The sequence below is a fragment of the Caproiciproducens sp. genome (assembly GCF_053840905.1).
Genome location: NZ_JBNLXQ010000010.1, coordinates 1 through 24,964 on the forward strand (window position 1 = coordinate 1; position 24,964 = coordinate 24,964).

Sequence of the window (24,964 nt, forward strand, 5' to 3'; positions counted from 1 at the left end):
AGGAATCCCTGATGGATTTTCCGCTTCTGGTCGATCAGATCGCCGCGATCCCGATGAAATTCATTATTTTTATCGACGATCTCTCTTTTTCGAAGCAGAACGATACTTATGCCGCGCTGAAGGCGGTGCTGGAGGGCGGTCTGGCGGCAAGGCCGGAAAACACGCTGATCTACGCCACCTCCAACCGCCGCCATCTGGTGCGGGAGACCTTTTCCGACCGGGAGGGCGACGAAGTCCACCGCGGCGACACTATGCAGGAAAGCCTTTCGCTGGCGGACCGCTTCGGACTTTCCATCAGCTTTACCCTGCCGGACAGGGAGCGCTATCTGGAGATTATCCGGCTGCTGGCAAGACAGCGGCGGCTGGAAGCGCACATGAGCGAGCTGGAAAAAGGGGCGGAGCGCTGGGCCACCGCGCGCGGCGGGCGTTCCCCGCGCTGCGCCAGGCAGTATATCGACGACGCGGAAGCGCGTATCAGGCGCGGACAGAAGATTTCATAAGAGACGGAAAGGAGCATACCATGCTGAAAAAAATAACGGCGGTATTTCTGTGTATCGCCATTGCCGCGGGGGTCCTTTCGGCCTGCGGGCCGAAAAACGATATCTCTTCCGGCGCCGGGACCAAGGATTTCCCGGTAACCATCGGGAACGTCACCATCAGTGAGGAACCGGCGGGGGTCGCGGTGCTTTCTCCGAACATTGCCGACGTGATTCTCGCGATCGGGTACGAAGCCCAGCTGAAGGCGAAGAGCGCGCAGTGTACCCAGAGCGACCTTTCCGTTTTGCCGGACGTGACTTTGGACGACGCGCAGAAAATCAAGGACCTCGGGGCGCAGATGGTATTTACCGACGCCAAGCCCACCGACGAACAGCTGTCCGCGCTGAACAAAGAAGGAATCGCGGTGCTCACCGTCGCGAAAGCGATCGGCAGGGAGGATCTGGACAGGCTTTATTCCCAGGTCGGCGCGGCCATGAAGGGCGCGAAAACCGGTTATGAAAAGGGCAGGAAAGTTTCTCAGGGGATTTTCCTTACCATTGACGATATCAGCCGCATTATCCCCTCCAGCGACACGCCGACCACCGTCGCGTATCTTTACGATACACAGGGCGGGGCCGTTACCGGCGACACTCTGGAGGGCAAGCTGATTGAATCCGCGGGGCTGGTCAACGCCGCTTCCGACGGTACGGGAAATCAGCTTTCCGCCGGCGCCCTGCTGCTGGCGGATCCGAAATACATATTCTGCCCGACCGGCTTAAAGGCAAAGCTGGCGGCGTCCGAGGAGTACAAAAAGCTCGGCGCGGTCAGGGAGGGCCGGGTTTACGAGATGGACCCGAACCGGATGCTCCTGCAGGGCAGGGGGATGATCGAGGCGGTCAGCTTCATGGCCGGAACCGTTTATCCGGAGCTTCTCGAAGGTACGGAGGCTTCCAACGCGCCGTCCGTTTCGTCCAGCCCGTCTTCCTCCGGCACGACGTCACAGCCTTCTAAGGGCAATCAGAGCAGTTCCTCTTCCTCCGCTTCTTCCACGGCGGCGGGAAATACCAATCTTACGCTGAAAAAAGGCGATAAGAACGACGAGGTCCTGAAGATGCAGAACCGGCTGAAAGAGCTCGGCTATATGTTTGTGACCCCGACCGGCGAATTCGCGGAGGGCACCGAACAGAGCGTGAAGGATTTCCAGCTGCTGAACGGGCTCGTGGTCACCGGCGTTGCCGACCCGGAGATGCTGAAGCTGCTGTATTCGGCAAACCCGGTTCCGCGTAAGGATTGAGGAAAAACACAAAAGGCCTTGTACATTCTATATGAATGCTACAGGGCCTTTATTCACGAACAGGACGTTTCTTCTGCGATACGGAAAACCGCCCCGCTGCACAACACAGCGGGGCGGCTATTTTTTCAGAAGATGCTGCCCGCGCAGAGCAGCTTTCCGGGCAGGTCGGCCCGGTAATCCGGGGCCTTGGGGTCAAGGCTGTTGACGACGACCCCGTGGCAGTTGTTGCCCGCGGTCGCGTGGATGTACCGGCTGTCGCCGAGGTACATGGCAACGTGCCCGGGGAAAAACAGCAGGTCGCCTTCTTTGATCTCATGGAAGGGGATTTTATGCATTGCGAATTCCGGCAGAATGTGCGCGTCACGGCAGATCAGCACCCCGTTCATCAGATACACCATGGAACACAGGCCGCTGCAGTCGATGCCGAGCGGCGTTTTCCCGCCCCAGCGGTACTGTGTGCCGAAATAGCCGAGCGCGGTGTTTACCAGCGCCTTCCGCAGAGCGGGCTCATCTTTCTTGTCCCATGACGTGAGATGTTCCCCAAGGAACGCGCCCCAGGTAAAGCCCTCCCGCCCGTCGCAGAAGAGGACGCGCTGCCAGCCGTCCTCCGGCTGTCCCACGGGGCTCAGCAGGCCGCCGCGGGTCACTGAGCCCACCGGATGCCCCTGCACCTTCGGCTCGTCGAGCACGTCGGCGTAAGCCTGTAGCACCGTTTTTTTAGGGGCGGTGCCCCAGTCCCGGACAAAGCCTTCCCCAAAGCAAAGCGACGCGTCAATCGCCCAGCCCTCGTAGCGGTAGTGCGTGCGCACGCGCGCCCATCCGTCCCGCCGTTCTAAAATTTCCACCGTCATGCCGCAGAGAGCCTCGTCGGTCAGCTCGCTGCTGCGGTCCGGCAGCTCCATGAGCGGCGCAATCGCCTCTTTTATCAGTGCGTATTCCATGTCATCCCTCTTTATAATAGTCGTAGACTTTGCGGGAAAGCCTGCCGATCAGCTTTTTGGACAGCGGGTTGTCATCCGTATCGTCCGTGGAGTCGGTGACAAAGCATCCGAAATAATATTCGTGGCCGGGCAGGGAAAAGATGCCTGTGTCGTGATTCAGATAATTCAGCCCGCCGGTTTTGTGCGCGGCGGAGAAGTCCCGGTCGGAAATGTACCGCAGCGCCATGCTGAAATCGCGCTGGCGTTTCAGAATCCCCAGCGCGCGGCGGCAAAGCTCCGGCGTCAGGATCGAAGCGCGGCGCAGGCTCTGAAACACGGTCAGCTGGTCCTGAGCGCTGGTGTAATTGTTGCGGCCCTGTCTGATTGCCTCCCAGTCGAGCATTTTCCGCTCGAGAACGGTGGCTTTCAGCCCCAGCTTCCGGCAGTAGGCGTTTACGGCGTCCATGCCCAGGAATTCGATCAGCACGTTGGTGGCGGTGTTGTCGCTGTTGATGATCATCCAGGTGAGAAGCTCTTCCAGCGGGTATTCCCGCACGCCCCGGTCGAACACTTCGGTGTCGTTCAGAATCTCTTCCCCGGGCAGGCGGAGCATCTGCCCGACGGACAGTTTTTCGCCCTGTACCATGTCCAGCGCCGTCAGGAGGATGGGCGTTTTGATGGTGCTGGCCGAGACCACCCGGTCTTTCTCATGAAAGGAGAGCAGCGTTTCGTCCTGATCGAAATCGTATACCAGAAGCGAAACCTTCGCGTTGATGTCCTGAATTTCGTTTTCCGCATAATCACGCAGTTCATCCCGTTTCATATCATCCCTCCAATACCGTGATTTTTCCGGAGATGGAATTCATTTCGATTTCCTTTCCCAGCGGCAGGCTCATGCTGGGAAGGCTGTGCCCGCAGGCCAGATCCATCAGGGCGGGCTTGTGCTCCGGCACGAGCAGTTCTTCAAAAACCTGCCGCAGCGTCAGCGATTTCTGCGGTTCCTCCGCCGCGCAGCCGGTAAAGGAGCCGAGAAGGATCCCGGCGCAGTCGCGGAATTTCCCGGCCATTTTCAGGTGGTTCAGCATCCCGTCTATCCGGTACGGCTCTTCGTCCACGTCCTCAAGGAACAGGATTTTATCTTTGGTGTTGATTTCATAGCAGGTCCCGAGCGACGACGACACAAGCGACAGGTTGCCGCCGGTCAGGATTCCCCTTGCGCAGCCGCCGACCAGCGTTTGGACCGGCATATTGTCCGGATTGCGCAGCTCGCCGGTTTTTCCGCCGAACAGCACCTTTTTCAGGCTGTCCGCCGTGTATTCGTCCATGCCCCGGTACCATTCCGTGGCGGGCATGGGGGTGTGGTAGGTGACCATGCGGCACTGCTGGTTCAAAACGATATGAAGCGAAGTGACGTCGCTGTAGCCGCAGAAGAATTTGGGATGCCTGCGGATGCTGTTCCAGTCGATCCGGTTCATCAGGCGCTGTGCGCCGTAGCCGCCGCGGATGCAGAGGATGCCGTCGATTTCCCCGTCCGCGAACGCCGCGTTGACGTCGTTGGCGCGAAGCAGGTCGTCCCCGGCGAGGTAGCCGTGCGCCCTGCGGCAGCTTTCAAAGATGACGGGCTTTAAGGAAAGCTCTTCCACCGCCCGGACCGCCGGGCCGAAGCGCTCCGGGGGAACCGGGCCGGCCGGGGCGATCAGCGCGACACGCGCGCCCGGGAACAGTGGTTTCGGCGTAAACATGTTATCCCTCCAATAGTTTCCGGTACTCTTGCAGCTCCGGCTCGTTCGCCAGTACAAAATGGCCGGGCTCAATTTCGCACCAGATCGGTTTGTCGACCGAGTAATCGTGCATTTCGGGGTCGTACACCAGAAGCTGCTTGTTCTTTTCCGCGGACGGGTCGGGCAGCGGAATCGCGGAAAGCAGCGCGCGGGTGTAGGGGTGCAGCGGGCGGGCGAACAGCTGCTCCGTTTCGGCCAGCTCCACCAGCACGCCCTTGCGGATGACCGCGACGCGGTCGGAAATAAAGCGGACGACGGAAAGGTCGTGCGCGATAAACAGATAGGTCAGCCCGCGCTTTTTCTGCAGCTCGGCAAGCAGGTTCAGCACCTGCGCGCGGATGGAAACGTCCAGCGCGCTGATGGGTTCGTCGGCAATGATGAAATCCGGCTGCATGATCAGCGCGCGCGCAATGCCGATGCGCTGCCGCTGGCCGCCGGAAAATTCGTGCGGGAACCGGCTGGCGAATTCGGGCAAAAGTCCCACGTCGGCCAGCGCGCGGTCGACCTCTTCCCGCCGCTCCTTTTCGCTCAGGTGCCTTCCGCAGTTGTAAAGGCCCTCCGAGACGATATAGTCCACCTTGGCGCGCTCGTTCAGGCTCGCCATCGGGTCCTGAAAAATCATCTGGATGCGGCGCGTCAGCTCGCGGTCGAGCTCCCGTGAAATCGGGCCGTTTATTTTTTTGCCTTTATACAGGATTTCCCCGCCGGAGGTGGGGTTGATCCGGATGATCGAGCGGCCGATGGTCGTTTTTCCGGAACCGGATTCCCCGACCAGCCCGAAGGTTTCTCCTTCCTGAATCGAAAAGCTCACGCCGTCCACGGCGGTAAATTTCTGTTTTCTGGTGCCGAAAGTGACGGTCAGGTCCTTTACTTCCAGCAGCGGCGTTTTTTTCTCAGGCATGGCCGGTCACCTCCCGGTGCAGATTCCGGACGATTTCCGGCGGGTCCACCCTGGGCGCCCGCGGGTCCAGCAGCCAGGTGCGCGCCTTGTGGGTGGGGCTTACGTCAAAATACGGCGGACGCTTGACAAAGTCGATTTTCAGCGCGCGCGGGTTGCGCGGCGCGAACGCGTCGCCCTCGATGTGCGTGAACAGGTTCGGCGGGGCGCCCTTGATGGAGTACAGGTTTTCGCCCTTGACGCCGAGCTGCGGCAGGGACGAGAGCAGCGCCCAGGTGTACGGGTGGCGGGGATTGTAGAACACTTCCTCGCATTTTCCGATTTCCACGATGTCGCCCGCGTACATGACCGCGATGCGGTCGGCCACGTTGGCGACCACGCCCAGGTCATGGGTGATATAGATCGTCGTCAGATCATATTTATCCTTTAAATCCTTGAGCAGCTTCAGAATCTGCGCCTGAATGGTCACGTCCAGCGCGGTGGTCGGCTCGTCGCAGATCAGGATTTTCGGCTTGCACGCGACGGCGATGGCGATGACCACGCGCTGGCGCATGCCGCCGGAAAATTCATGGGGATACTGGTGCATCCGATTTTGGGCGTCGGAAATGCCGACGTCCTCCAGAATGGAAACCGCCGCCGCTTTCGCTTCGGCCCCTTTCAGCCCCTGATGCAGCTCGACCGCCTCGCAGACCTGGTAGCCGATGGTCTTGAGCGGGTTCAGGCTGGTCATCGGGTCCTGCAGCACCATAGCGATCTCTTTGCCGCGCACCGCGAGCCATTCCTTTTCGGTTTTCAGCTTGCTCAGATCCTTGCCGTCATAAAGGATTTCCCCGTTTGTAATCGTGCCGTTCGCGTCCAGAAGGCCCATAAAGGTCTTGACGAGAACGGACTTGCCGGAGCCGGATTCCCCGACGATCGCAAGGCTTTCCCTTTTATAAAGATCGAGCGATATTCCGCGGATTGCGTGAAGAATGCGCCCGCGAAGATTGAATTTTACTTCCAGGTCTTTTACGGAAAGAATGACTTCCTGTTCCATTCTTCAGCCTCCTTAAACGTGGTTTTTCGGGTCGGACGCGTCCGCAAACGCGTTGCCGATGATATAAAACGAAATCGTGACCACGGAAAGCGCGATCGCGGGGAAAAACAGCTGGTACCGCAGCGCGGGGGAGGTCATCAGCACGCGGCCCTCGTTGATGAGGTTGCCGAGCGACGGGATGCTGACCGGAAGCCCCAGCCCGATATAGGTGAGGAACACCTCGTTGCCGATGGCGGAGGGAATCGCCAGCGCCATGCGCAGCATAATGACGGAGACGAGGTACGGCAGCAGGTTTTTCAGGATAATGCGGCGCGTCGGCGTGCCTAAACAGCGGGAGGCCAGATTGTAGTCCCGGTCGCGGATGATCAGGATCTGGTTGCGGATAAACCGTGCCATGTCCAGCCACCCGGTCAGGCACATGGCGAACACCAGCGTCGGGATGCTGGGCCGCATAATATAGGAGAACAGGATCAGGACGACGGTCTGGGGAATATTGTCCAGCACATTGTAAATTTCGGTGAATAACCGGTCAAGCTTGCGGACGTAGCCCCAGAGCACGCCCATCAGGATGCCGAGCACCGCCTCGCTGAGCGCGACGGCGAAGCCGATCAGCAGCGAAGTGCGCGTGCCGCTCCAGACGCGGCTCCACAGATCCTGCCCGATGGAGTTGGTGCCGAACCAGAATTTCCCGCCGGGCTGCAGGTTTCTCAGCTGCAGCCCGTCTGCGCCGTTGAAAATTTCCGTCGCGGAGCGCTGGCCGGGGATCATCGGCTGGAGAAAGGTGAACAGGAGGATGGCTCCTATTAAAATCAGCAGGGACAGAGCGACCCTGTTTTTCAGAAAGACCTGAAAGGTGGAGCGCCAGTAGGAGTAGTCCGAGTAACCGGAGCGCTCCGCGGCGGCCTCGTCAAAGCCAGCGAAGGTGAACAGCTCGTCGTCGCTCATCTCTTTGAGGGACCGGTTGATGCTGGTTTCCACAGCGGCGGATTTTTTATGTCGCAGAGCCATTACCGTGCGCCCCCCTTTTTCACAAAGCTGATGCGCGGGTCCATCAGGTTCATCAGGATATCGCCGAGCAGCAGGCCCACAATGCCCACCGCGGAGTAGATCAGCACCAGCGCCTGCACCATGTTGTTGTCCTGGCGCTGGATGACGTTGACCAGAAGGCCGCCCATGCCGGGGACCGAATACAGCGACTCAATATAGATGGAACCGGCGACGGTGTACAGCAGGGAGGTGGGAAGATACTGCACCATCGGCACGAACGCGTTGCGGAACACGTGGTTCTTCATAATGGACCTGCTGTCCACGCCCTTCGCGCGCGCAAGCCGTATGTAATCCTTGTTCAGCTCGTCGACCATGTACCGCCTGAGCCACATGGCGTAATAGGCGATGTTGCCGAGCGACAGCGACACGGTCGGAAGGATCCAGCTGACCGGGTTCGCGGCGCTGAACAGGATCGGCAGGCCGAACCAATCGGTAAAGTAGAGCTGTACCAGAAGGTAGTAAACGGCGGCGGGTACGGCGGTGATGAATACGATGAACGCGGTGCCGGATTTTTCCCAGAAGCCGCTTTTGCTGCGCGCCATGGCGGCGCCGAGCGGAAGGCCCAGCAAAAGGGCGATCGCCATGGAGGCGAGACCCATGCAGATGGAAACCGGCGCTTTCGACGCAATGATCTCCATGACCGGCACGTTGGGGCGGTAGATCAGCGAATTGCCCAGGCTGCCGTGGAAAAGCTGGATGTAGAAGTTCTTGAGCTGGACCGGCAGAGGGTCGAGAAGCCCCATGCTCTGCAGGGCGGTGTGAATCTGGTTTTTATCCAGCTTGTCGAAATTCTGGAAGTAGCCCTCGACCGGCATCAGCCTCATCAGGGAAAACACGATGGTGATGATGATAAACAGGGTGATCAGGGACTGTGCCAGCCGTCTGGCTGTGTATTTTAACATGGCGATGCTCCTTTGCGGCAGGATATGAGAATGGCCGTTCCCCGGAATGCCCATTCTCATATCCTATCGATCAAAAATAGGAATAATGGCTCCGCCGCGCTTTGGCGGAGCCATTATTCTTCCGTTTATCCTTTAGGAATCCCTTATTTCTTTGCTTTGGAAAGCGCGGCCGCGCGCTCTTCGTCCCATTTCTTTTCCGCGGCGTAGAATTCATCCATGCTCATGGGCTTCTGGAGCAGATGCTGTCCCTTGTAGCGAAGGATGGAAACGCCGAACGGAGCGTACTGGTAGTCGAATTCGTTCCTCCTGGTGACCTGGTATCCGTCGGTGTTCAGGCCGTAGGGGATGACGAACGCGTTGTTGATGAGGAAGGCTTCCGCCTTGGCGAACGCGTTGTAGCGCTTCTCAAGATCGGCGGATTCCGAAATCGCGGCGTTATACAGGTTGGTGTAGGTCTTATTGCCGTCGGCGTCGGTGTAACCCTGCGCCTTTTCAGGCCGGTTGTAGCTTCCGCCGCCCTCGCCGTTCGCGTCGTTCGGCTGGAACGGGTCGGTAAAGGTCTGCGGGTCGGCGTAGTCGGGGCCGAAGTTGACCTTCATCAGCGCGTATTTGCCCGCGCGGCGCGTGGCGGAAAGGAACCCGGTCGACGGGCCGGCCTCCGGGATGATGTCGATGTAATCCTTGCCGAGCAGGTTTTCCAACTGCTGCTCGACCACCTGGCACTCCTTATCCCAGTTGGCGGTGGTCGGATTGTACGGCATCAGAATCTTGACCGGCAGGGTCGCGCCCGCGGCCTTCAGCTCCGCCTTTGCCTTTTCGGCGTACTTTTTGGCTTCGTCCGCCTGGAAGGAATCGCGGGCGGTGATCGCTTTCAGGTCGCCGATATTGGTGTAGTCCGTACCGTCCAGATCGACCAGCGCGGGCGGGGTGACCGTGTTCAGAAGCTGTTTATCCGGGTGGTACGGCTCCGCGACGGCAAGTGCCTTGATGCGGTCAAGGCCGTAGAAGACGGATTTGCGGAAATCCTCGTTGTTGACGGCCTTGGTCCAGTTGTCCGGCTCGTACTGCGCGTCGAACTTCGGGTCGAAGTTGAAGGCGTAGAAGTAGGAGTAGCACTGGCTGCGGCTCGGGCTGACCAGATCTTTGGTGGCGTCGTCCTTCATCCACTGGTCGAGAATATCGGAGGAAATATACGCCTGATCGATTTCTCCGCGCTTATACATCTCCGGCGCGAGGGTGTTCTTTTCCTTGTTATAGGTTTCGGTAATGGTGCCGATGTAGACCTTGTCTTTATCCCAGTATTTGTCGTTCTTGGTAAAGACATGGGAGACCTGTGGCTCATAGGTGGTCAGAAGATAAGCGCCGTTGTACAGAAGGCTGGTGTTGTCGATCCCGAAATTGGCGCCCTTTTCCTTCAGAAAATCGCCGTTCGCCGGCAAAAAGCAGACGTAAACAAGCATGGAAAGGAAATACGGGGTCGGCTTTTTCAGCGTGTAAACCAGCGTGCTGTCGTCGGCCGCCCTGACGCCGACCTGTGAAAAGTCCGTGATTTTCTTATTATAGTAGTCCTCCGCGTTTTTGACCACGCTGTAGAACATGTTCGCGGTTTCCGATTTGTAGGCGTCCGTCAGAAGATACTGGGCGGCGTCCACGAAGTCCTGCGCCTTCACGTCGGCGACCTCCTTGCCGGTGCTGTCCACCCATTTCACGCCCTTGCGCAGGTGGAAGGTCCAGGTGAGCTGGTCATCGCTGGTTTCCCATGTTTCCGCAAGGCCGGGCTGTACGACGCCGTATTTGTCGTACTCGATCAGGCCGTCCACACAGTTGGCCGCGACCGCCTGTTCGGTCTGGCTGCCGGAAATCAGGTAATTCATGGTCGTGAATTCTTCGGAATAAAGCTTGCGGTAGTTTTCGGACGAGCCCCCGGTTTTCTGGCCGCATCCCGCCAGCGTGCCGAGCAGCATGGCCGCGCACAGCAGCATTGATAACAGCTTTTTCATCGTTTATCCTCTTTTCTCTCTGAATGATAGACCCTGCAGCGTTTCCGGCTGATTCCGCAACAGGTTTGCGTTTCTCCCGCAAACGGAAATGGAATTGCCGCAGGCTGCCTGTTTATGATAAAAGGACGGCAGGTGCCTTATTTACCGTCCTCTTTGAATGCGGGAACAGACTGAATCCCAATACCGGGAAGGTCGTTCATGACGATCCGGTTTTCCAGAAAATCCGGGCCGCCTTCAAACGGGTCGGTCTTGCACAGGGACGGTCCGTCCAGGTCGGCGCGGGTGATAATGCCCTTCGCCGCGGCAAGGTGCGCCGCCGCGCTGACAGCCAGCTTGCTTTCCAGCATGCAGCCGATCATGCACTCCACGCCGTAGGTCTCCGCGATCGCGCAGATTTTCAGAGCGCCGTAAATGCCCCCGGTTTTCATCAGCTTGATATTGATCAGGTCCGCCGCGCCCGTGCGGATGATTTCCACCGCGTCCTCGGCGGAAAACACGCTTTCGTCCGCCAGAATGGGGGTGGAAACAGCCTGCGTCACGGCGCGCATTCCGTTGAGGTCGTGCGCCTTCACCGGCTGCTCGCACAGCTCGATGTCCAGCCCGCGGTCCTCCATCGCGGTCAGGATGCGGACGGCTTCCTTGGCGGTCCAGCCCTGGTTCGCGTCCACGCGGATTTTCACGTCTTTGCCCACCGCTTCGCGGATGGTGGCGATGCGCTCAATATCCTTTACGCCTTCCTTGCCGACCTTCGTCTTTAAAATGCGGTAGCCGCGCTTCACCGCGGCTACGCTGTCCCGCACCATCTCGCCGACCGGGTTGACGCTGATGGTCAGATCGGTCTCCAGCTCTTTGCGGTACCCGCCCAGAAGCCGGTAGAGCGGCGCTTTGTAGCGCTTTCCGTACAGGTCGTAAAGCGCCATGTCCACACAGGCCTTGGCGCTGGTGTTCTTCTGGATGCAGGAGTGCAGCTTCTCCATGATTCCGTCCATGTTTTCGATTTCCATGCCCAGAAGGGCCGGGCGGATAAAATCGCGGACGGCGCAGACGACGGAGCCCTTCGTGTCGCCGGTAATCACCGCGGTCGGCGGCGCTTCGCCGTAGCCGACTTCCCCGGTATCGGCGGTGATCCTGACGACGATGTCCTCCACGTTTTCCACTGTGCGAAGAGCGGTTTTGAAGGGAGTTGCCAGCGGGATAAAAATCTCGCCGATCTCTATTTCCTTTATTTTCAAGAAAGGGCCTCCTCCGGCATTCCATATTTATTCTGAATAATGCAATTTTTCAATTATGAAAATTCATACATCGGTAATTATATCACTGTAGGGCATTTTTGTAAAGGTAAGAAAGGGGGAAAATGACGCCTGCAACGGGAGGAAATTCATTACAGCTTTGTTATCAAATCCGCCCGAAAACCCGTTTCCGGCCTGAAAAATCAGCATCCCGGCTGCAGGTCGTACAGCAGCTTGGTGATGTCCTGAATCGCCCTTTCAAAGAGCGGAACGTCCGTTTCGTTCGAGCAGAAGCACGCCACAAAGGGCTGGGGCGCGAACACGATTCCGACGTCGTGGGTAATGCCACCGTCCTCGCCGGTCTTGTGCGCGATTTTGACTTTTCCCTTGAAATGAAACGGCATTTTCCCATTTAAGCGCTGGTTCGTCAACAGGGAAATCATTTTCTGAGAAGCCTTCGGCGAAATCAGCTCCCCGCGGAACATCTTCTCGAGCAAAAGGCCGATTTCCTTTGCGCAGATGATGTTTTCCCGGCCCGCCGCGGATGCCTGTGCGTCAAAGAGCAGGCGGTTGACGGTGGTGACGTTCAGGCCGAGGGCCCGCATGCGCCGGTTGATGTTTTCCATGCCGAATTTTTTGATCAGCAGGTTGGCGGCGGTGTTGTCGCTCAGAATGATCATTAAGGTATATAGGTCCTCCAGCGTCACTTCCAGGCCGGTGTGCATGTAGTTCAGCGCGCCGCAGGAGGGCAGCTTGTCTTCCTCCCGAATCCGGTAAAGCTCGTTTTTGTCGGCCGCGCCGGCTTCCAGCCGCGCGAAGACCTCCGCCAGCACGGGGATTTTGATGACGCTCGCGGCGATCATCGGCTCTTCGGAGCGAACCTCCCATTCCACGCCGGTCGTCAGATTTTTATAATAGAATCCGGTTTTGCCCGGGATCTCGTTCAGAATTTCAAGGATCTGTCCGTTCATGTTTTCCGCTTCCCAACCCGTATTTTTTCCTCCCTATTATAGCTGTTTTCTCCGCCCGGCACAACAAAAATTTCGTCGGGAGGTATGCTTGGGCCGCGGAAAGGAGAGCCTTCCGGATTGTATAAAAAATAACCAATATATTTCAGGGAATCGCCTGCGGTTTAGCGAAACCTGTGAAGAAATTTAATAGAAGAGAAAAGAAAATCATATGGATTTTTTCGGTTACGGCAGTTATACTATCCAATAGAACGATGCAAACGTCTTGAAATTTGTGCAATAGCACAAGAAAGACTTTGCGAACAGAACAATCAAAAAGAAAGTAGGGGATTTTTCAATGAAGAAAATTGTTGCATTGATTCTGGCCACATTGATGATGGCCTCAGCAGCAGCAGGCTGCGCAAATGCACCGGCGGAAAGCAAAGCGGCGGAGAGCAAAGCAGCGGAGAGCGCGGCGGAAAGCAAAGCGGATGCGTCCGATGTGAACGTCGGCGTCTGCATTTACAAATTCGACGATACCTTCATGACGGGCGTCCGCAACAACATGACTGCTCAGTCAGATTCGTTGGGTGCGAAGCTCGACATCGTGGATTCCCAGAACAAACAGCCGACCCAGAACGAGCAGGTCGATACCTTTATCACCAAGGGCGTTACGGCGCTCGCCGTCAACCCGGTTGACCGCACCGCGGCCGCCCCGCTGGTAGAAAAAGCAAAGGCGGCAAGCCTTCCGATCGTGTTCCTGAATCGTGAGCCGGAAGCGGACGTCATGAAGAGCTACGACAAGGTTTGGTACGTAGGCGCAAAGGCGGAGCAGTCCGGCACAATGTCCGGCGAACTGATCGCCGATTACTTCAAGGCGAATAAAGACGCCGACAAGAACGGCGACGGCAAAGTCCAGTATGTGATGCTGCAGGGCGAGCCGGGCCATCAGGACGCCACGCTGCGCACACAGTATTCCGTACAGGCGATTAAAGACGCGGGCTTCGAGCCGGTAAAACTGGCTGCCGATACCGCAATGTGGGATAAAGTAAAAGCGACCGATCTGATGAACACCTTCATTTCCTCCCAGGGCCTTGACAAGATCGAAGCCGTTCTCGCCAACAACGACGACATGGCTCTCGGCGCAATCGAAGCTTTGAAAGCACAGGGCTACAACAAGGGCGACAAATCCAAGTACATCCCGGTCGTCGGTGTTGACGCCACCGCCCCCGCGCTGGAAGCAATGGCGGACGGCTCGCTGCTTGGCACCGTGCTGAACGACGGCGAAAACCAGGGCAAAGCGACCGTGAACATCGCAGTCGCGGCGGCTCAGGGCAAAGAGATCACGAAAGATACAGCCGGCTACGAAGTGACGGACGGCAAATATGTATGGATTCCTTATGTTAAGGTAACGGCTGAGAACTACAAAGATTTCCAGAAATAATTTCAACTAATTCTCGGCTGAATTAGTAGTTTCAGGGGTTACTGTTCAACGGGGAATGACGAAGCGGACGCTTTGCGTTCCCCGTTGATTTTAGCAAAAAGGAGGAATGGTGTATGGGCGAATATGTGTTGGAGATGAAGAACATTACCAAAGTGTTTCCCGGTGTAAAGGCGCTGGACAACGTCAGCCTGAACGTGCGGCCGGGCAGTGTGCACGCGCTGATGGGCGAAAACGGTGCCGGGAAATCCACCCTGATGAAATGCCTTTTCGGAATCTACCAGGAAGACGACGGAGAGATCGTTTTGGACGGGAAAAAGGAAAATATTACAAGCTCAAAGCAGGCGCTCGATCTGGGCGTGTCCATGATTCACCAGGAGCTGCACCCCATTCGTTTCAGGCCGGTTATGGAAAACATCTGGCTGGGGCGTTTCCCGATGAGAGGAATTGCGGTTGACCGCAGGGCCATGATCCGCAAAACCAGGGATCTTTTTAAGGAGATTGACCTGGACGTCAATCCGGAGGTACTCGCCGGCAGCCTTTCCGCTTCCAACCTGCAGCTGGTTGAGATTGCGAAAGCTGTCAGCTACAATTCGAAGATAATTATCATGGATGAACCGACATCATCCTTGACGGATAATGAAACGGAACATCTTTTTAAAATTATACGTCAGCTGAAGGCCAAGGGCTGCGCCATCATCTACATATCGCATAAGATGGAGGAAATCCTGAAAATTGCGGACGAGGTCACCATTATGCGTGACGGACAGGGTGTCGGCACCTGGCCCGCCAGCGAGCTGACCACCGACCTGATTATCAGCCGGATGGTCGGCCGGGATATGACAAACCGCTTTCCCCCCAGGACCCATACCCCGGGCTCCGAAGTCGTATTCAAGGTCAGCGATCTGTGCTCCCCTCTTCCCAAATCGTTCCAGCATGTCAGCTTTGAGCTGCACAGGGGCGAGATCCTCGGGATCGGCGGGCTGGTCGGCGCGCAGCGCACCGAGCTGGTGGAGGCGCTGTTCGGGCTGAGAGCCATTGAATCCGGTACGGTGGAAAAGGACGGCCAGGGATTCAAAGTAAAATCCGTGGCGGACGCGAAAAAACACGGAATCGCACTTTTAACGGAGGAACGCCGCGCAACGGGCGTGTTCGGAATCCTTTCCGTTCTGGACAATACGGTCATCGCCAGCCAGAAGGACTACGCGAAAAGCGGTGTGCTCCAGCAGGGCCGGCGGCAGAAAGCGGCGAAGGAAGCCAACCAGCAGCTGAACGTCAAGACCCCCACGCTGGAAACCCTGATGCAGAACCTGTCGGGCGGCAATCAGCAAAAGGTTCTGATCGCGCGCTGGCTGCTCACGCATCCGGATATCCTGATTCTGGACGAACCGACCCGCGGGATCGACGTCGGCGCAAAATATGAAATCTATACGATTATGCTGGATTTGATCCGGCAGGGAAAATCAATCATCATGATTTCTTCCGAAATGCCCGAGCTGTTGGGCATGTCTGACAGGGTTATGGTCATGTGCGAAGGCAGAGTCTCAGGAATGCTGAACCGTGACGAAGCCAATCAGATCGAGGTTATGCGCCTGGCGACAAAATTCGTCCAGTAGTGTTAAAATTGAAAGTGAGGTTGCGTATGATGCAAGGAGAGAAAGTCATTCCCCGGCAAAAATTTGCCGTCATTTACATAGCTGTCGGCCTTGTGCTGGCCGCTGTAGGCGCCGTCCTGAAGCTTGCGGTCTATAACAAGAAGATGTACGATATGCCTCTGATCCTGATCGGCATCGGATTCATCCTGTGTATTTACGCGGGATTTCAGATGCTGAACTCAGAGCGCCTGGGAGAGGTCGTGCTTTCGGGAAAAGCGGCAAAGACCTTCCTGACAAACAACGCGATTATTCTTGCGCTGCTGGCGCTGGTGGTCGTCATCATCTTTATTGAGCCCCGTTTCATGCAGATCAAGGTTCTGCTCGATATCATGACGCAGTCGTCCACAAGGCTGATTATCGCCCTGGGCATCTGCTTTACCCTGCTGATTGCAGGCACCGACCTTTCCGCAGGCCGTATGGTCGGGCTTGCGGCGGTTATTTCCACATCGATGATGCAGACGGAAACCTACGCGAACCGGTTTTACCCCAATCTTCCGCAGCTCCCGGTGATTGTTTCCATTGTTGCGGCTGTGGCGGCGTGCCTGCTGTTCGGCGTTTTAAACGGCTATCTGGTCGCCCGGTTCGACATGCACCCGTTTATCGCGACCCTGGCCGTACAGGTTATCATTTACGGCGCGTGTTCCCTGTACTTCGATTTGCCCCCGAACAATTCCCAGCCGATCGGCGGCATCCGTCCGGATTTTGCGGCGCTTGGCCAGACAAAGCTGTTCAAATCCTTTTTCGGCGGGTTCTCCGTGCTGATTCCGATCGCGCTTTTGACCACGGTCATTATCTGGTTTGTACTCAATAAAACGGTGTTCGGCAAAAATGTCTATGCCATCGGCGGCAACCGCGAGGCGGCCATCGTTTCGGGCGTCAACGTGTTTGCCACCATCATGTGTATCTTTATTCTTGCCAGCGGCCTTTACGGCGTTGGCGGCGTACTGGAAGCGGCGAGAACCGCGGGAGCTACGAATAACTACGGCAACGGCTATGAGCTGGACGCCATCGCGGCCTGTGTGGTCGGCGGCGTTTCGCTCAACGGCGGTGTCGGCAAGATCCGCGGGATTGTAACCGGCGTTCTGATCTTTACCGTTATTCAGTATGGCCTTCAGTTCATCAACGTAAGCCCGATGTGGCAGCAGATCATCAAGGGCATCATTATTGCCGTTGCTGTCGCGATCGATCTTTCCAAGTACAGAAAAAAATGATTTCTCCGTTTTTACGTCTCATACTATTCCCGCGAACGGCCCGTGCAGAACTGCGCGGGCCGTTCGCGCTCAGTTATCGATTGCACATCCGGAAAAAAAATGGTACAATTATCACAGCTGCAGTACCGATTGGAGTGAAAATTTTATGGCACTTTACCGTGTTCTTCTTGTGGATGACGAAGAAGAAATACGAGAAGGCATTATTCGCAAGATAGATTGGGCCCGCCTGGGGTACACCATTGTCGGCGACGCGGAAAACGGGCTGGAGGCCTTGGAGAAAGCGGAGCATCTTCACCCGGACGTCGTCATGACGGACATTAAAATGCCGTTTATGGACGGGCTTGAGCTGGGGGAACGCCTGCGGGTGGTCCTGCCGTCGGCAAAGCTGATCATCTTTTCCGGGTTCGATGATTTCGAATACGCGCAGAAGGCGATCAAGATCAATGCGGCGGAATACGTCCTCAAACCGATCAATTCCAACGAGCTGACGGAAACGCTGAAAAAGCTGAAGCAGCAGCTTGACCGGGAATTCGCGGAAAAGCGCGACGTGGAAACGCTGCGCAGAAATTATATGGACAGCCTCCCCGTCATGCGGGAGCAGTTTTTGGTCGGCCTGATCGAGGGCCGGATTTCCGAGGAGCGGCTGCGCGCGCAGGTGCCGCTTCTGCAGATCGACCTGACGGCGGTAGACCAGTGGGCGGTTGCGCTTGTCCGGGCGGACTCCGCGCCGAAGGCCGACGCGGCCCTCCACGGGGAGGAGGAGCTGATCCCGATCTCCCTGAAGTGCACCGTGGATGAAATTCTGGGGAATTACTGCGGCTTTACGGGCTTCCTTTACTCCGACTGCGTCGCGGTTATTGCGGAGCTGAAGCCGGAAAGCGGCATCGATTCCCTGATCAACGGAATGAACCAGGTGTGCAAGTCCGCCGAGCGGGTGCTCGGCGCGAAGGTCATGGCCGGGGTGGGCACGGTGTGCTCCGCTTTGACGGAAATCCGCCATTCCTACCGGGAAGCGCAGAACGCGCTGGACTACAGCGCGGCCATGGGTTCCGGAAAGGCCATTTATATTGCGGATGTCGAGCCGGAAACCTCCGTCCGGCTCCGGTTCGACGAGCACGACGAGCGGGAAATCACCAACGCGATCAAGATGGGCTCCGAGCAGGAAATTGCCGACCGGATCAACGCGCTTTTCACGCGCTTTGAAACGCTGCTGCTTCCGCTCAGCCAGTATCAGATCTATGTCATGGAGATGATGACCTCCCTGCTGAAGGTCATGCACGCGTACGAACTGAGCACGGAAGAAATTTTCGGCGTGGATTTCAATTACGTCAACACCATCGCCTCCCTGCATTCGCCGGCTGAGATGAAGCAGTGGTGCACGGATTCCTGTATCAGAATCAGCACGCTGATCAAGCGCGAGCGCGTGGATTCCACCAAGCTGCTTGCGCAGAACGCGAAGCAGTATATCGCGGGGCATTATCAGAGCAGCGACCTTTCCGTGGAAAACCTTTGCTCGTTTCTGCACGTCAGCCCCGCTTACTTTTCGACGGTCTTTAAGCGGGAGACCGGCATGAGCTTTGTCGCTTATCTGACGGAGGTTCGCCTGCAGGAGGCGGTCAATCTTCTGAATACCACCGGGGACAAAACTTATGTCATTGCGGGCAAGGTGGGTTATACCGAGCCGAACTATTTCAGCTATGTTTTTAAAAAGAAATTTGGTGTGTCGCCATCAAAATACAGAAGCAACTGAAGCTTAGGCGAAATGCCGCGCCGTTTCACGGCGTCGGGCCCGGAGTTGATACGATGCGGAAAAAAGCAAGGGACTTTATCGATAAAATAACCCAGCTTCTGCAGAAAAAAAGCCTGCAGTTTACTATTTCCATCACTTTTACCGCTGTTTCGGTGGTGGGAATGCTGATTGTCGGCGTTTCCCTCTCCATGCGTTTTATCAGCTCCAGCGAAAAAATGGTTTCGGACGACAACACGCGTATGGTCGACCAGGTCAACCTGAACCTGGACAACTATCTGCGCAACATGATGCGTATTTCCGACTCCATGTATTACCGCGTGATCAAAAATGCCGATCTGGCTACGGACAACATCAGCAACGATATGAGCCTGCTCTATGAGACGAACCGGGACCTGCTCATCAGCATCGGCGTGTTTTCCAATTCCGGCGAGGTCATTGCCGCCGAGCCGCTGACGCAGCTGAAGCCATCCGCCAACGTGAGCGGGGAAAACTGGTTCAAAAACGCCGCGCGCAAGATCGAGAACTGCCATTTTTCCACGCCGCATGTGCAGAACCTGTTTGTGGACCCGGACAACAAGTACCGGTGGGTCGTTTCGCTCAGCCGCTCGGTGGAGCTGACCAGCGCCGGTTCGATCACCCACGGCGTCCTGCTGGTCGACATGAACTTCAGCGGGATCGAACAGATCTGCAAAAATGTCGATCTGGGCGAGTCGGGCTATATCTATCTGATTGACGGGAACGGGGAGATCGTCTACCACCCCCGCCAGCAGCTGATCTATTCCAATCTGATTCATGAAAACAACTACGCCGCCGCCAGGTACGACGACGGAAACCATAACGAGACCTTTGAGGGGCAGCAGCGGCTGGTCACGGTCAAAACCGCGGGGTATACGGGCTGGAAAATCATTGCCGTCACCCCCACCCAGGACATTACCTCCGATTATCAGCAGTTCCGGCTCTTTACGCTCTTTTTTATCTTCTTCGCGATCTTTCTGATGATCTTCGTCAACATGTTCCTGTCCTCCCGCATCGCCAACCCGCTCAAGGAGCTGGAGCTTTCCGTCAAGGAGCTGGACCGGGGGAATCTGAGCGGGGTGGATATCTCCGTCTCCGGCTCCTACGAGGTGCAGCATCTGGGCAAGACGATCCGCTCCATGGTCGATCAGATGCGCCGGCTGATGGACGACATTGTGGCGGAGCAGGAATCCAAGCGAAGGAGCGAGCTGGACGCGCTGCAGTCCCAGATTAATCCCCACTTCCTCTACAATACGCTGGATTCCATCATCTGGATGATTGAAAACGAGCGGTACGACGGCGCGGTCACCATGGTAACGGCGCTGGCAAGGCTTTTCCGCATCAGCCTTTCCAAGGGGAAAAACATCATCACCGTGTCGGACGAGCTGGAGCACGTGCGCAATTACCTGACCATACAGAAAATGCGGTATAAAAACAAATTCAGCTACGAGATTTCGGCCGAGCCGGAAACGCTGCAGTGCGCCACCATCAAGCTGATCGTCCAGCCGCTGGTGGAAAACGCCATCTATCACGGCATGGAATTTATGAGCGGCGACGGTGAAATCCGCATTAAAGCTTACCGTGAGGGAAATGATCTCTATATCGATATCATCGACAACGGCCTCGGCATGCCGCAGGAGCAGGCGGACGCGCTGCTGACGCAGGAAACCACAAAGGTGCGCGGGAAGGGTTCGGGCATCGGGCTGAAAAATGTGAAGGAACGCATTCAGCTCTATTTCGGCAGCGAATACGGGCTTGCCATTTACAGCGAACCGGACGAGGGAACCACCGCCAGAATCCATCTGCCGCTGAAAACGATGGAGGAAGCCGAAGGAAACGAAGGGAGCGGGAGCAAATGACCAAAAATAAAATAAAGGTGTTTATCCTGATCCTGCTCGCGTTTGCGGGTTCCTTCCTGATTTTGAACCGGGACCGCTTTTTTGAAGAGAAAAACAGCGACCCCTACGAAATATCCGTCATCTGGCGCAGCAAAAGCACGGAGAGCAGCACCACCATCAAGCAGGGGATCGATCAGGCGGCAAGGGATTTTAACGCGGAGGTCAGCTTTATCACCCTGTCGGGGGAAAACAACGCGGGGGAACAGATTTCCCTGCTCCAGCGCGAAATCAAAAACGGCGCGGACGCCATTGTGATCGCCCCCGTCAATTCCACGGATCTGAAGGAGCCGATTGAAAAGGCCCAGAAAGGAATTCCGGTGGTCGCCATGCAGTCCACGGTGACGACCATCAAGGATCTGCCCACCATTTCGTGCGACAATCAGAAGCTGGGCAGCGCCCTGGCGGAGACGATCCTGAAAAACGGGGGCGGGCACGGCCGTATCGCGGTTCTGCGCAACAGCATGGACTGCAGCAATATCCAGCAGCGCTACCTCGGCGTGCTGCAGACGCTCAAATCCTCCAAAGACGATATGGAATACTGGGAAATCCCCAACGACTCCCAGGAGGCGTACGATACGGTCAGGGGAATGCTGCGGACCAGCGGCGCCGATACGCTGGTCGCGCTGGACGCGTCCGCGCTGGAAGCCGCCGCGAAAGCGGAAAAGGACCTTCTGAAGACGGGAAGCGCCCAGGTGCAGATTTACGGGATAGGCCGGACGAATACGATCGTCTCTCTTCTGGAGGAAAAGATCATCAATTCCCTTGGGGTGGAAAACGAGTACAATCTGGGGTACATCAGCATCCGTACGGCGGTGGAAAAAATCAACAACAGGCAGGCGGCCGGTCAGGCCAACATCAATTTCGCAATCGTAAATCACGGGAACATGTATAATTCCGACAACCAAAGGCTGCTTTTTCCGTTTGTAAGATAATGGGGGAGAAATATGAAAAGCTTTATCAGAATCCTGGCTTTTACGCTGGCGGCCGCGATGCTGCTTCCTCTGACCGCCTGTGATTCGGGCAGGGGCGGGGGAAAGGTGGAAACGGTGAAAATCGGGATTTCCCTTTACCGCAAGGACGACACCTTTGTGGCGAGCCTTTGCACCTGCCTGGAACGGGTGGCGAAGCAGAAGGAGACCGAGTCGGGCAAGAAGATCGTGGTCAATATGGTGGACGGACAGTCCAGCCAGGCGCTGCAGAACGATCAGGTGGACAGCTTTATTTCCCAGAATTACGACGTGATCTGTGTCAATATGGTTGACCGGACCGCGGCCGCGGTGATCGTGGACAAGGCAAAGGCCGCCAATATCCCGGTGATCTTTTTCAACAGGGAGCCGGTGGAAGAGGACATCCGCCTGTGGGAGCGGGCGTATTACGTCGGCGCGGACGCGGCGCAGTCCGGGCGGCTGCAGGGGGAAATTATTGCGGAGGCCTTCCAGAAAGACCGCGCCGGGATCGATAAAAACAGCGACGGGAAGATTCAGTATGTCATGCTGGAGGGCGAGCAGGGGCATCAGGACGCGCTTTTGAGAACGGAATATTCCATCAAGGCCGTTACCGGCGCGGGAATTCAGGTGGAGAAGCTGGCGAACGACACCGCCAACTGGCAGCGCGCGCAGGGGTCGGCGAAAATGAGCCAGTGGCTCGCGAAATTCGGCGACCGGATCGAGGTCGTTTTCTGCAACAACGACGATATGGCGCTCGGCGCGATCGACACGGTCAGGGACAGCAAATCGAAGGCGCACCCCGTGATCGTGGGGGTCGACGCGACGGAAAGCGGCCTGAACGCCATTAAGGACGGCAGCATGTTCGGCACGGTCTTCAACGACGCGCAGGGGCAGGCCAAGGCGATCTTCGACCTGTCCTACGCCCTGGCCACCGGGGAAAGCCCGTCCGTGAAGCTGGATATCCAGAACGAGCATTATATCCGTATCCCCTACCGTGCGGTAACGGTGAGCAACGCCGACGAGATTCTGAGTATTCTGAAGGAGTAGGACCTGCCGGTCAGGAAGCGGACCATGCGGTCGGCACGCGCCTACGGCGATGCTCTCAGGAGGCAAGAGGAGGTAATAGGCGGACTCCCTCAGTCAAGCTACGCTTGCCAGCTCCCTCAAAGAGGGAGCCAAGGGGTTGCTTTTCCGTTCCCCCGTCAATGAAAACCACAATAATACCGTGTCACACAAAGGTATTACGGGGATACCTTGGGGGTGCAGGGGGATTTTATGGAACCCTCCCGCCGGGAATTAAAAATCCCCCTGCGCGTCCTTTGCCTACTTTCGGACAAGAGCGAAAGTAGGGGCCTGCCCGGCCTGAGGGCAAAGTGAACGATTAGAAACAGGAATCCGGAAAGCACTGTGCTTCAGAACGAAGTCCCTTCGCCGCGGACCTCCCTCTCAGAGGGAGGCGGGAGCAATTGGAGGGAGTTTCATAAAAAAACAGCGCCGGAGAGGTTTCCTCCCCCGGCGCTGTTGAATTCGGTGCCTATTTGTTTTTGATGAAATTCCAGCTGTCGCGGCACATTTCGTCAAGGCCGTATTTGGCCTCCCAGCCGAGCTCGTTTTTCGCTTTGGACACGTCTGCGTAGCACTCGGCGATATCTCCCGCCCTGCGCGGGGCAATTTTATAAGTGACCTTTTTGCCGCTTGCCTTTTCAAACGCGCGGACCACATCGAGCACGCTGCTGCCCTTGCCGGTGCCGAGGTTGTAGGCCTGCGCCCCGTCGATCTGCGGCAGCTTCTCCAGCGCCTTCAGATGTCCGGCCGCAAGGTCGCAGACGTGGATGTAGTCGCGCACGCCGGTGCCGTCCGGCGTCGGGTAGTCGTCGCCGTAAACGCTCAGACAGGGAAGCTGACCGACCGCCACCTTCATGATGTACGGCATCAGGTTGTTCGGGATTCCGTTCGGGTTTTCGCCGATCAGGCCGCTCTGGTGCGCGCCGATCGGGTTGAAGTAGCGCAGAAGCGCGATTTTCCAGTTCTGATCCGCAGCGCAGAGATCCCTCAGCATGGTTTCGATCATCAGCTTGGTCGTGCCGTAGGGGTTGGTGGTGGAAAGCGGCATATCCTCCTTGAACGGCGCGGTGTTGTTCATGCCGTATACCGTGGCGGAGGAGCTGAACACCAGCTGATAAACCCCGTACCGCTTCATCAGGCGGAGCAGGTTGATGGTGCCCACCAGATTGTTGTGGTAATATTCCAGCGGCTTGCCGACCGATTCGCCGACCGCCTTCAGTCCGGCGAAATGGATGACCGCGTCTATTTTGTTTTCCTGAAAGATTTTTTCAAACCCGTCGTAGTTGAGCATGTCGCATTCATAGATGGGAAAGGTCCTGCCGGTAAGCTTTTCCACGATCTTTAAAACGTCGGGGGAGGAGTTGCAGTAATTATCCATTACCACGATTTCATGTCCGCTGTTTAAAAGCTCAATGCAGGTGTGGGAACCGATGTACCCTGCGCCGCCGGTAACCAATACTCTCATTTTCGATTCTCCTTATAACGTTTGTATGCCTCGCGGAGCTCCTGTGCGGTCTCCTCGGGGCAGGTCGGGTTGCAGCAGGCCCAGGCGCCTGTTTCGCTGGAGGCATTGAATTTTTGCTTTTCCGCGCTCCTCATCGGCGGGAAGAACTCAATGTGGAAATGGAAGTCCTTTGAATAATCGCCCATGTTCACGGGAGCGTTGTGCATACACATCATATACGGGAACCGGTAATGGAACAGGGCGTCCAGCATCCCGACGGTGTCGCGGATGGTCAGTCCGAGGGATGCTTTTTCTTCTTCGGTAAAATTCGTCATATATTCCGTATGACGGTTCGATATAATGTATACGCCGTAGGGATACTCGCTGTAGAACGGAAGGAAAACCGTAAAATGCTCGTTGTGGAAAATGATCCGCCGGTCCTCTTTCCGCTCGTTTTTGAGCATGTCGCAGAACAGACACTCGTGCCTTTCTTCATAATACTCTTTTGCCGCGTTGGTTTCAAGTTCCAGCTTTTTTGGCAGGAACGGGTAGCCGTAAATCTGGCCGTGGGGATGCGGCATGGTTACGCCCACCACCTCCCCGCGGTTCTCAAACGGGAACACATACTTGATTTTTTCGTCGGCGCGCAGCGCGTTGAAGCGCTCGCACCACAAATCCACCAGCTTCTTCATATGGCTATCGGAAAGCTCCGGCAGGGTTGCCGTATGGTTGGGAGAATATAAGATCACTTCACATTTGCCGTAGCTTGGCCGGACTTTAAAAAAATCGGTCGCAACGTCGTCCGGCTCCGGCGGGTTCTGCGAAAGGGCGGGAAAATCGTTGTCGTATTTCATTACGTCGTAGTCCGGCACATTGCCGAAGCTCGGGCAGAACGGGCAGTAGTCCCTGGGCATCTGCGGGCGGCCCTGCCTGTTGGAAGCGATCATAATCCAGTCCTTGATCAAAGGATGCCATCTTAACTCAGCCATGAAAAAGCCCTCCTGAAA

General features: G+C 56.7%; 21 protein-coding genes. 9 read left to right on the forward strand and 12 right to left on the reverse strand.

All coding sequences use genetic code 11. The annotated features are described in order from the left end of the window. The coding region (locus ACQGQ5_RS11080; protein ID WP_455736559.1) for a DUF815 domain-containing protein at positions 1 to 500 on the forward strand (500 nt) is incomplete at its 5' end. Between the two features lie 20 nt (positions 501 to 520). Continuing rightward, positions 521 to 1,771: a peptidoglycan-binding protein gene (locus ACQGQ5_RS11085; RefSeq protein ID WP_455736560.1), complete on the forward strand. Its 1,251-nt coding sequence runs from the start codon at positions 521 to 523 to the stop codon at positions 1,769 to 1,771. 125 nt (positions 1,772 to 1,896) lie between these two features. Here the strand turns inward: ACQGQ5_RS11085 and ACQGQ5_RS11090 are convergent, their stop codons facing one another. From ACQGQ5_RS11090 to ACQGQ5_RS11135, 10 genes are all read right to left on the reverse strand, one after another. After that, positions 1,897 to 2,712: an NlpC/P60 family protein gene (locus ACQGQ5_RS11090; protein WP_455736561.1), complete on the reverse strand. Its 816-nt coding sequence runs from the start codon at positions 2,710 to 2,712 to the stop codon at positions 1,897 to 1,899. Between the two features lies 1 nt (position 2,713). Next, the gene (locus ACQGQ5_RS11095; protein ID WP_455736562.1) at positions 2,714 to 3,514 is read right to left on the reverse strand and encodes a serine hydrolase; all 801 of its coding nucleotides are present in this window, start codon (positions 3,512 to 3,514) and stop codon (positions 2,714 to 2,716) included. Position 3,515: 1 nt separating this feature from the next. After that, positions 3,516 to 4,433 carry a S66 peptidase family protein gene (locus ACQGQ5_RS11100; RefSeq protein WP_455736563.1) on the reverse strand — a complete coding sequence of 306 codons (918 nt, stop codon included), beginning with the start codon at positions 4,431 to 4,433 and terminating at the stop codon, positions 3,516 to 3,518. Between the two features lies 1 nt (position 4,434). Then, a complete protein-coding gene (locus tag ACQGQ5_RS11105) occupies positions 4,435 to 5,373 on the reverse strand; it encodes an ATP-binding cassette domain-containing protein (RefSeq protein ID WP_455736564.1) in 939 nt (312 codons plus the stop codon). After that, positions 5,366 to 6,406 (reverse strand): ABC transporter ATP-binding protein, encoded by a 1,041-nt coding sequence (locus ACQGQ5_RS11110; protein ID WP_455736565.1) that lies wholly within the window; start codon positions 6,404 to 6,406, stop codon positions 5,366 to 5,368. Before ACQGQ5_RS11110 ends, ACQGQ5_RS11105 begins: the two co-directional genes overlap by 8 nt. 12 nt (positions 6,407 to 6,418) lie before the next feature. Next, a complete protein-coding gene (locus ACQGQ5_RS11115) occupies positions 6,419 to 7,414 on the reverse strand; it encodes an ABC transporter permease (RefSeq protein ID WP_455736566.1) in 996 nt (331 codons plus the stop codon). Next, positions 7,414 to 8,355 (reverse strand): ABC transporter permease, encoded by a 942-nt coding sequence (locus ACQGQ5_RS11120; protein ID WP_455736567.1) that lies wholly within the window; start codon positions 8,353 to 8,355, stop codon positions 7,414 to 7,416. Before ACQGQ5_RS11120 ends, ACQGQ5_RS11115 begins: the two co-directional genes overlap by 1 nt. 143 nt (positions 8,356 to 8,498) lie before the next feature. Then, positions 8,499 to 10,355, reverse strand: a complete 1,857-nt coding sequence (locus tag ACQGQ5_RS11125; RefSeq protein ID WP_455736568.1) for an ABC transporter substrate-binding protein — start codon at positions 10,353 to 10,355, stop codon at positions 8,499 to 8,501. A 137-nt stretch (positions 10,356 to 10,492) separates the two neighbouring features. Continuing rightward, on the reverse strand, positions 10,493 to 11,587 hold the full coding sequence (locus tag ACQGQ5_RS11130) for a dipeptide epimerase (protein ID WP_455736569.1): 1,095 nt from the start codon (positions 11,585 to 11,587) through the stop codon (positions 10,493 to 10,495). 200 nt (positions 11,588 to 11,787) lie between these two features. After that, positions 11,788 to 12,555: a serine hydrolase gene (locus ACQGQ5_RS11135; RefSeq protein ID WP_455736570.1), complete on the reverse strand. Its 768-nt coding sequence runs from the start codon at positions 12,553 to 12,555 to the stop codon at positions 11,788 to 11,790. Positions 12,556 to 12,889: 334 nt separating this feature from the next. On the opposite strand from ACQGQ5_RS11135, the gene ACQGQ5_RS11140 reads away from it, so the two are divergent. The 7 genes from ACQGQ5_RS11140 to ACQGQ5_RS11170 all read left to right on the forward strand — a co-directional run bounded on the left by ACQGQ5_RS11140 (position 12,890) and on the right by ACQGQ5_RS11170 (position 22,495). Further along, complete coding sequence (locus tag ACQGQ5_RS11140; protein WP_455736571.1) at positions 12,890 to 13,975, forward strand: galactose ABC transporter substrate-binding protein; 1,086 nt, start codon at positions 12,890 to 12,892, stop codon at positions 13,973 to 13,975. Between the two features lie 113 nt (positions 13,976 to 14,088). Then, entirely contained in the window at positions 14,089 to 15,588 is a 1,500-nt protein-coding gene (locus tag ACQGQ5_RS11145) for a sugar ABC transporter ATP-binding protein (RefSeq protein ID WP_455736572.1), read from the forward strand. A gap of 209 nt (positions 15,589 to 15,797) precedes the next feature. Next, a complete protein-coding gene (mglC, locus tag ACQGQ5_RS11150) occupies positions 15,798 to 16,838 on the forward strand; it encodes a galactose/methyl galactoside ABC transporter permease MglC (protein ID WP_455736662.1) in 1,041 nt (346 codons plus the stop codon). A gap of 145 nt (positions 16,839 to 16,983) precedes the next feature. After that, on the forward strand, positions 16,984 to 18,588 hold the full coding sequence (locus ACQGQ5_RS11155) for a response regulator (RefSeq protein WP_455736573.1): 1,605 nt from the start codon (positions 16,984 to 16,986) through the stop codon (positions 18,586 to 18,588). A gap of 53 nt (positions 18,589 to 18,641) precedes the next feature. Next, positions 18,642 to 20,462, forward strand: a complete 1,821-nt coding sequence (locus ACQGQ5_RS11160; RefSeq protein WP_455736574.1) for a sensor histidine kinase — start codon at positions 18,642 to 18,644, stop codon at positions 20,460 to 20,462. Further along, positions 20,459 to 21,433 (forward strand): substrate-binding domain-containing protein, encoded by a 975-nt coding sequence (locus ACQGQ5_RS11165; protein WP_455736575.1) that lies wholly within the window; start codon positions 20,459 to 20,461, stop codon positions 21,431 to 21,433. Before ACQGQ5_RS11160 ends, ACQGQ5_RS11165 begins: the two co-directional genes overlap by 4 nt. Before the next feature lie 12 nt (positions 21,434 to 21,445). Beyond that, positions 21,446 to 22,495: a galactose ABC transporter substrate-binding protein gene (locus ACQGQ5_RS11170; RefSeq protein WP_455736576.1), complete on the forward strand. Its 1,050-nt coding sequence runs from the start codon at positions 21,446 to 21,448 to the stop codon at positions 22,493 to 22,495. Between the two features lie 487 nt (positions 22,496 to 22,982). Here the strand turns inward: ACQGQ5_RS11170 and galE are convergent, their stop codons facing one another. Both galE and galT read right to left on the reverse strand, forming a co-directional pair. Next, a complete protein-coding gene (gene galE / locus ACQGQ5_RS11175; RefSeq protein WP_455736577.1) occupies positions 22,983 to 23,978 on the reverse strand; it encodes a UDP-glucose 4-epimerase GalE in 996 nt (331 codons plus the stop codon). Next, positions 23,975 to 24,946, reverse strand: a complete 972-nt coding sequence (galT, locus tag ACQGQ5_RS11180) for a galactose-1-phosphate uridylyltransferase (RefSeq protein WP_455736578.1) — start codon at positions 24,944 to 24,946, stop codon at positions 23,975 to 23,977. Before galT ends, galE begins: the two co-directional genes overlap by 4 nt. Between the last annotated feature and the right edge of the window lie 18 nt (positions 24,947 to 24,964).

What these genes read in the sequence shown, in the direction of transcription:
- ACQGQ5_RS11090 (WP_455736561.1), bottom strand. Translation starts at nt 2,712, where the DNA reads ATGGAATACGCACTGATAAAAGAGGCGATTGCGCCGCTCATGGAGCTG.
- ACQGQ5_RS11165 (WP_455736575.1), top strand. Translation starts at nt 20,459, where the DNA reads ATGACCAAAAATAAAATAAAGGTGTTTATCCTGATCCTGCTCGCGTTT.
- ACQGQ5_RS11140 (WP_455736571.1), top strand. Translation starts at nt 12,890, where the DNA reads ATGAAGAAAATTGTTGCATTGATTCTGGCCACATTGATGATGGCCTCA.
- mglC (WP_455736662.1), top strand. Translation starts at nt 15,798, where the DNA reads ATGCTGAACTCAGAGCGCCTGGGAGAGGTCGTGCTTTCGGGAAAAGCG.
- ACQGQ5_RS11105 (WP_455736564.1), bottom strand. Translation starts at nt 5,373, where the DNA reads ATGCCTGAGAAAAAAACGCCGCTGCTGGAAGTAAAGGACCTGACCGTC.
- ACQGQ5_RS11125 (WP_455736568.1), bottom strand. Translation starts at nt 10,355, where the DNA reads ATGAAAAAGCTGTTATCAATGCTGCTGTGCGCGGCCATGCTGCTCGGC.
- galE (WP_455736577.1), bottom strand. Translation starts at nt 23,978, where the DNA reads ATGAGAGTATTGGTTACCGGCGGCGCAGGGTACATCGGTTCCCACACC.
- ACQGQ5_RS11115 (WP_455736566.1), bottom strand. Translation starts at nt 7,414, where the DNA reads ATGGCTCTGCGACATAAAAAATCCGCCGCTGTGGAAACCAGCATCAAC.
- ACQGQ5_RS11110 (WP_455736565.1), bottom strand. Translation starts at nt 6,406, where the DNA reads ATGGAACAGGAAGTCATTCTTTCCGTAAAAGACCTGGAAGTAAAATTC.
- ACQGQ5_RS11155 (WP_455736573.1), top strand. Translation starts at nt 16,984, where the DNA reads ATGGCACTTTACCGTGTTCTTCTTGTGGATGACGAAGAAGAAATACGA.
- ACQGQ5_RS11085 (WP_455736560.1), top strand. Translation starts at nt 521, where the DNA reads ATGCTGAAAAAAATAACGGCGGTATTTCTGTGTATCGCCATTGCCGCG.
- ACQGQ5_RS11135 (WP_455736570.1), bottom strand. Translation starts at nt 12,555, where the DNA reads ATGAACGGACAGATCCTTGAAATTCTGAACGAGATCCCGGGCAAAACC.
- ACQGQ5_RS11100 (WP_455736563.1), bottom strand. Translation starts at nt 4,433, where the DNA reads ATGTTTACGCCGAAACCACTGTTCCCGGGCGCGCGTGTCGCGCTGATC.
- ACQGQ5_RS11170 (WP_455736576.1), top strand. Translation starts at nt 21,446, where the DNA reads ATGAAAAGCTTTATCAGAATCCTGGCTTTTACGCTGGCGGCCGCGATG.
- ACQGQ5_RS11120 (WP_455736567.1), bottom strand. Translation starts at nt 8,355, where the DNA reads ATGTTAAAATACACAGCCAGACGGCTGGCACAGTCCCTGATCACCCTG.
- ACQGQ5_RS11145 (WP_455736572.1), top strand. Translation starts at nt 14,089, where the DNA reads ATGGGCGAATATGTGTTGGAGATGAAGAACATTACCAAAGTGTTTCCC.
- galT (WP_455736578.1), bottom strand. Translation starts at nt 24,946, where the DNA reads ATGGCTGAGTTAAGATGGCATCCTTTGATCAAGGACTGGATTATGATC.
- ACQGQ5_RS11095 (WP_455736562.1), bottom strand. Translation starts at nt 3,514, where the DNA reads ATGAAACGGGATGAACTGCGTGATTATGCGGAAAACGAAATTCAGGAC.
- ACQGQ5_RS11160 (WP_455736574.1), top strand. Translation starts at nt 18,642, where the DNA reads ATGCGGAAAAAAGCAAGGGACTTTATCGATAAAATAACCCAGCTTCTG.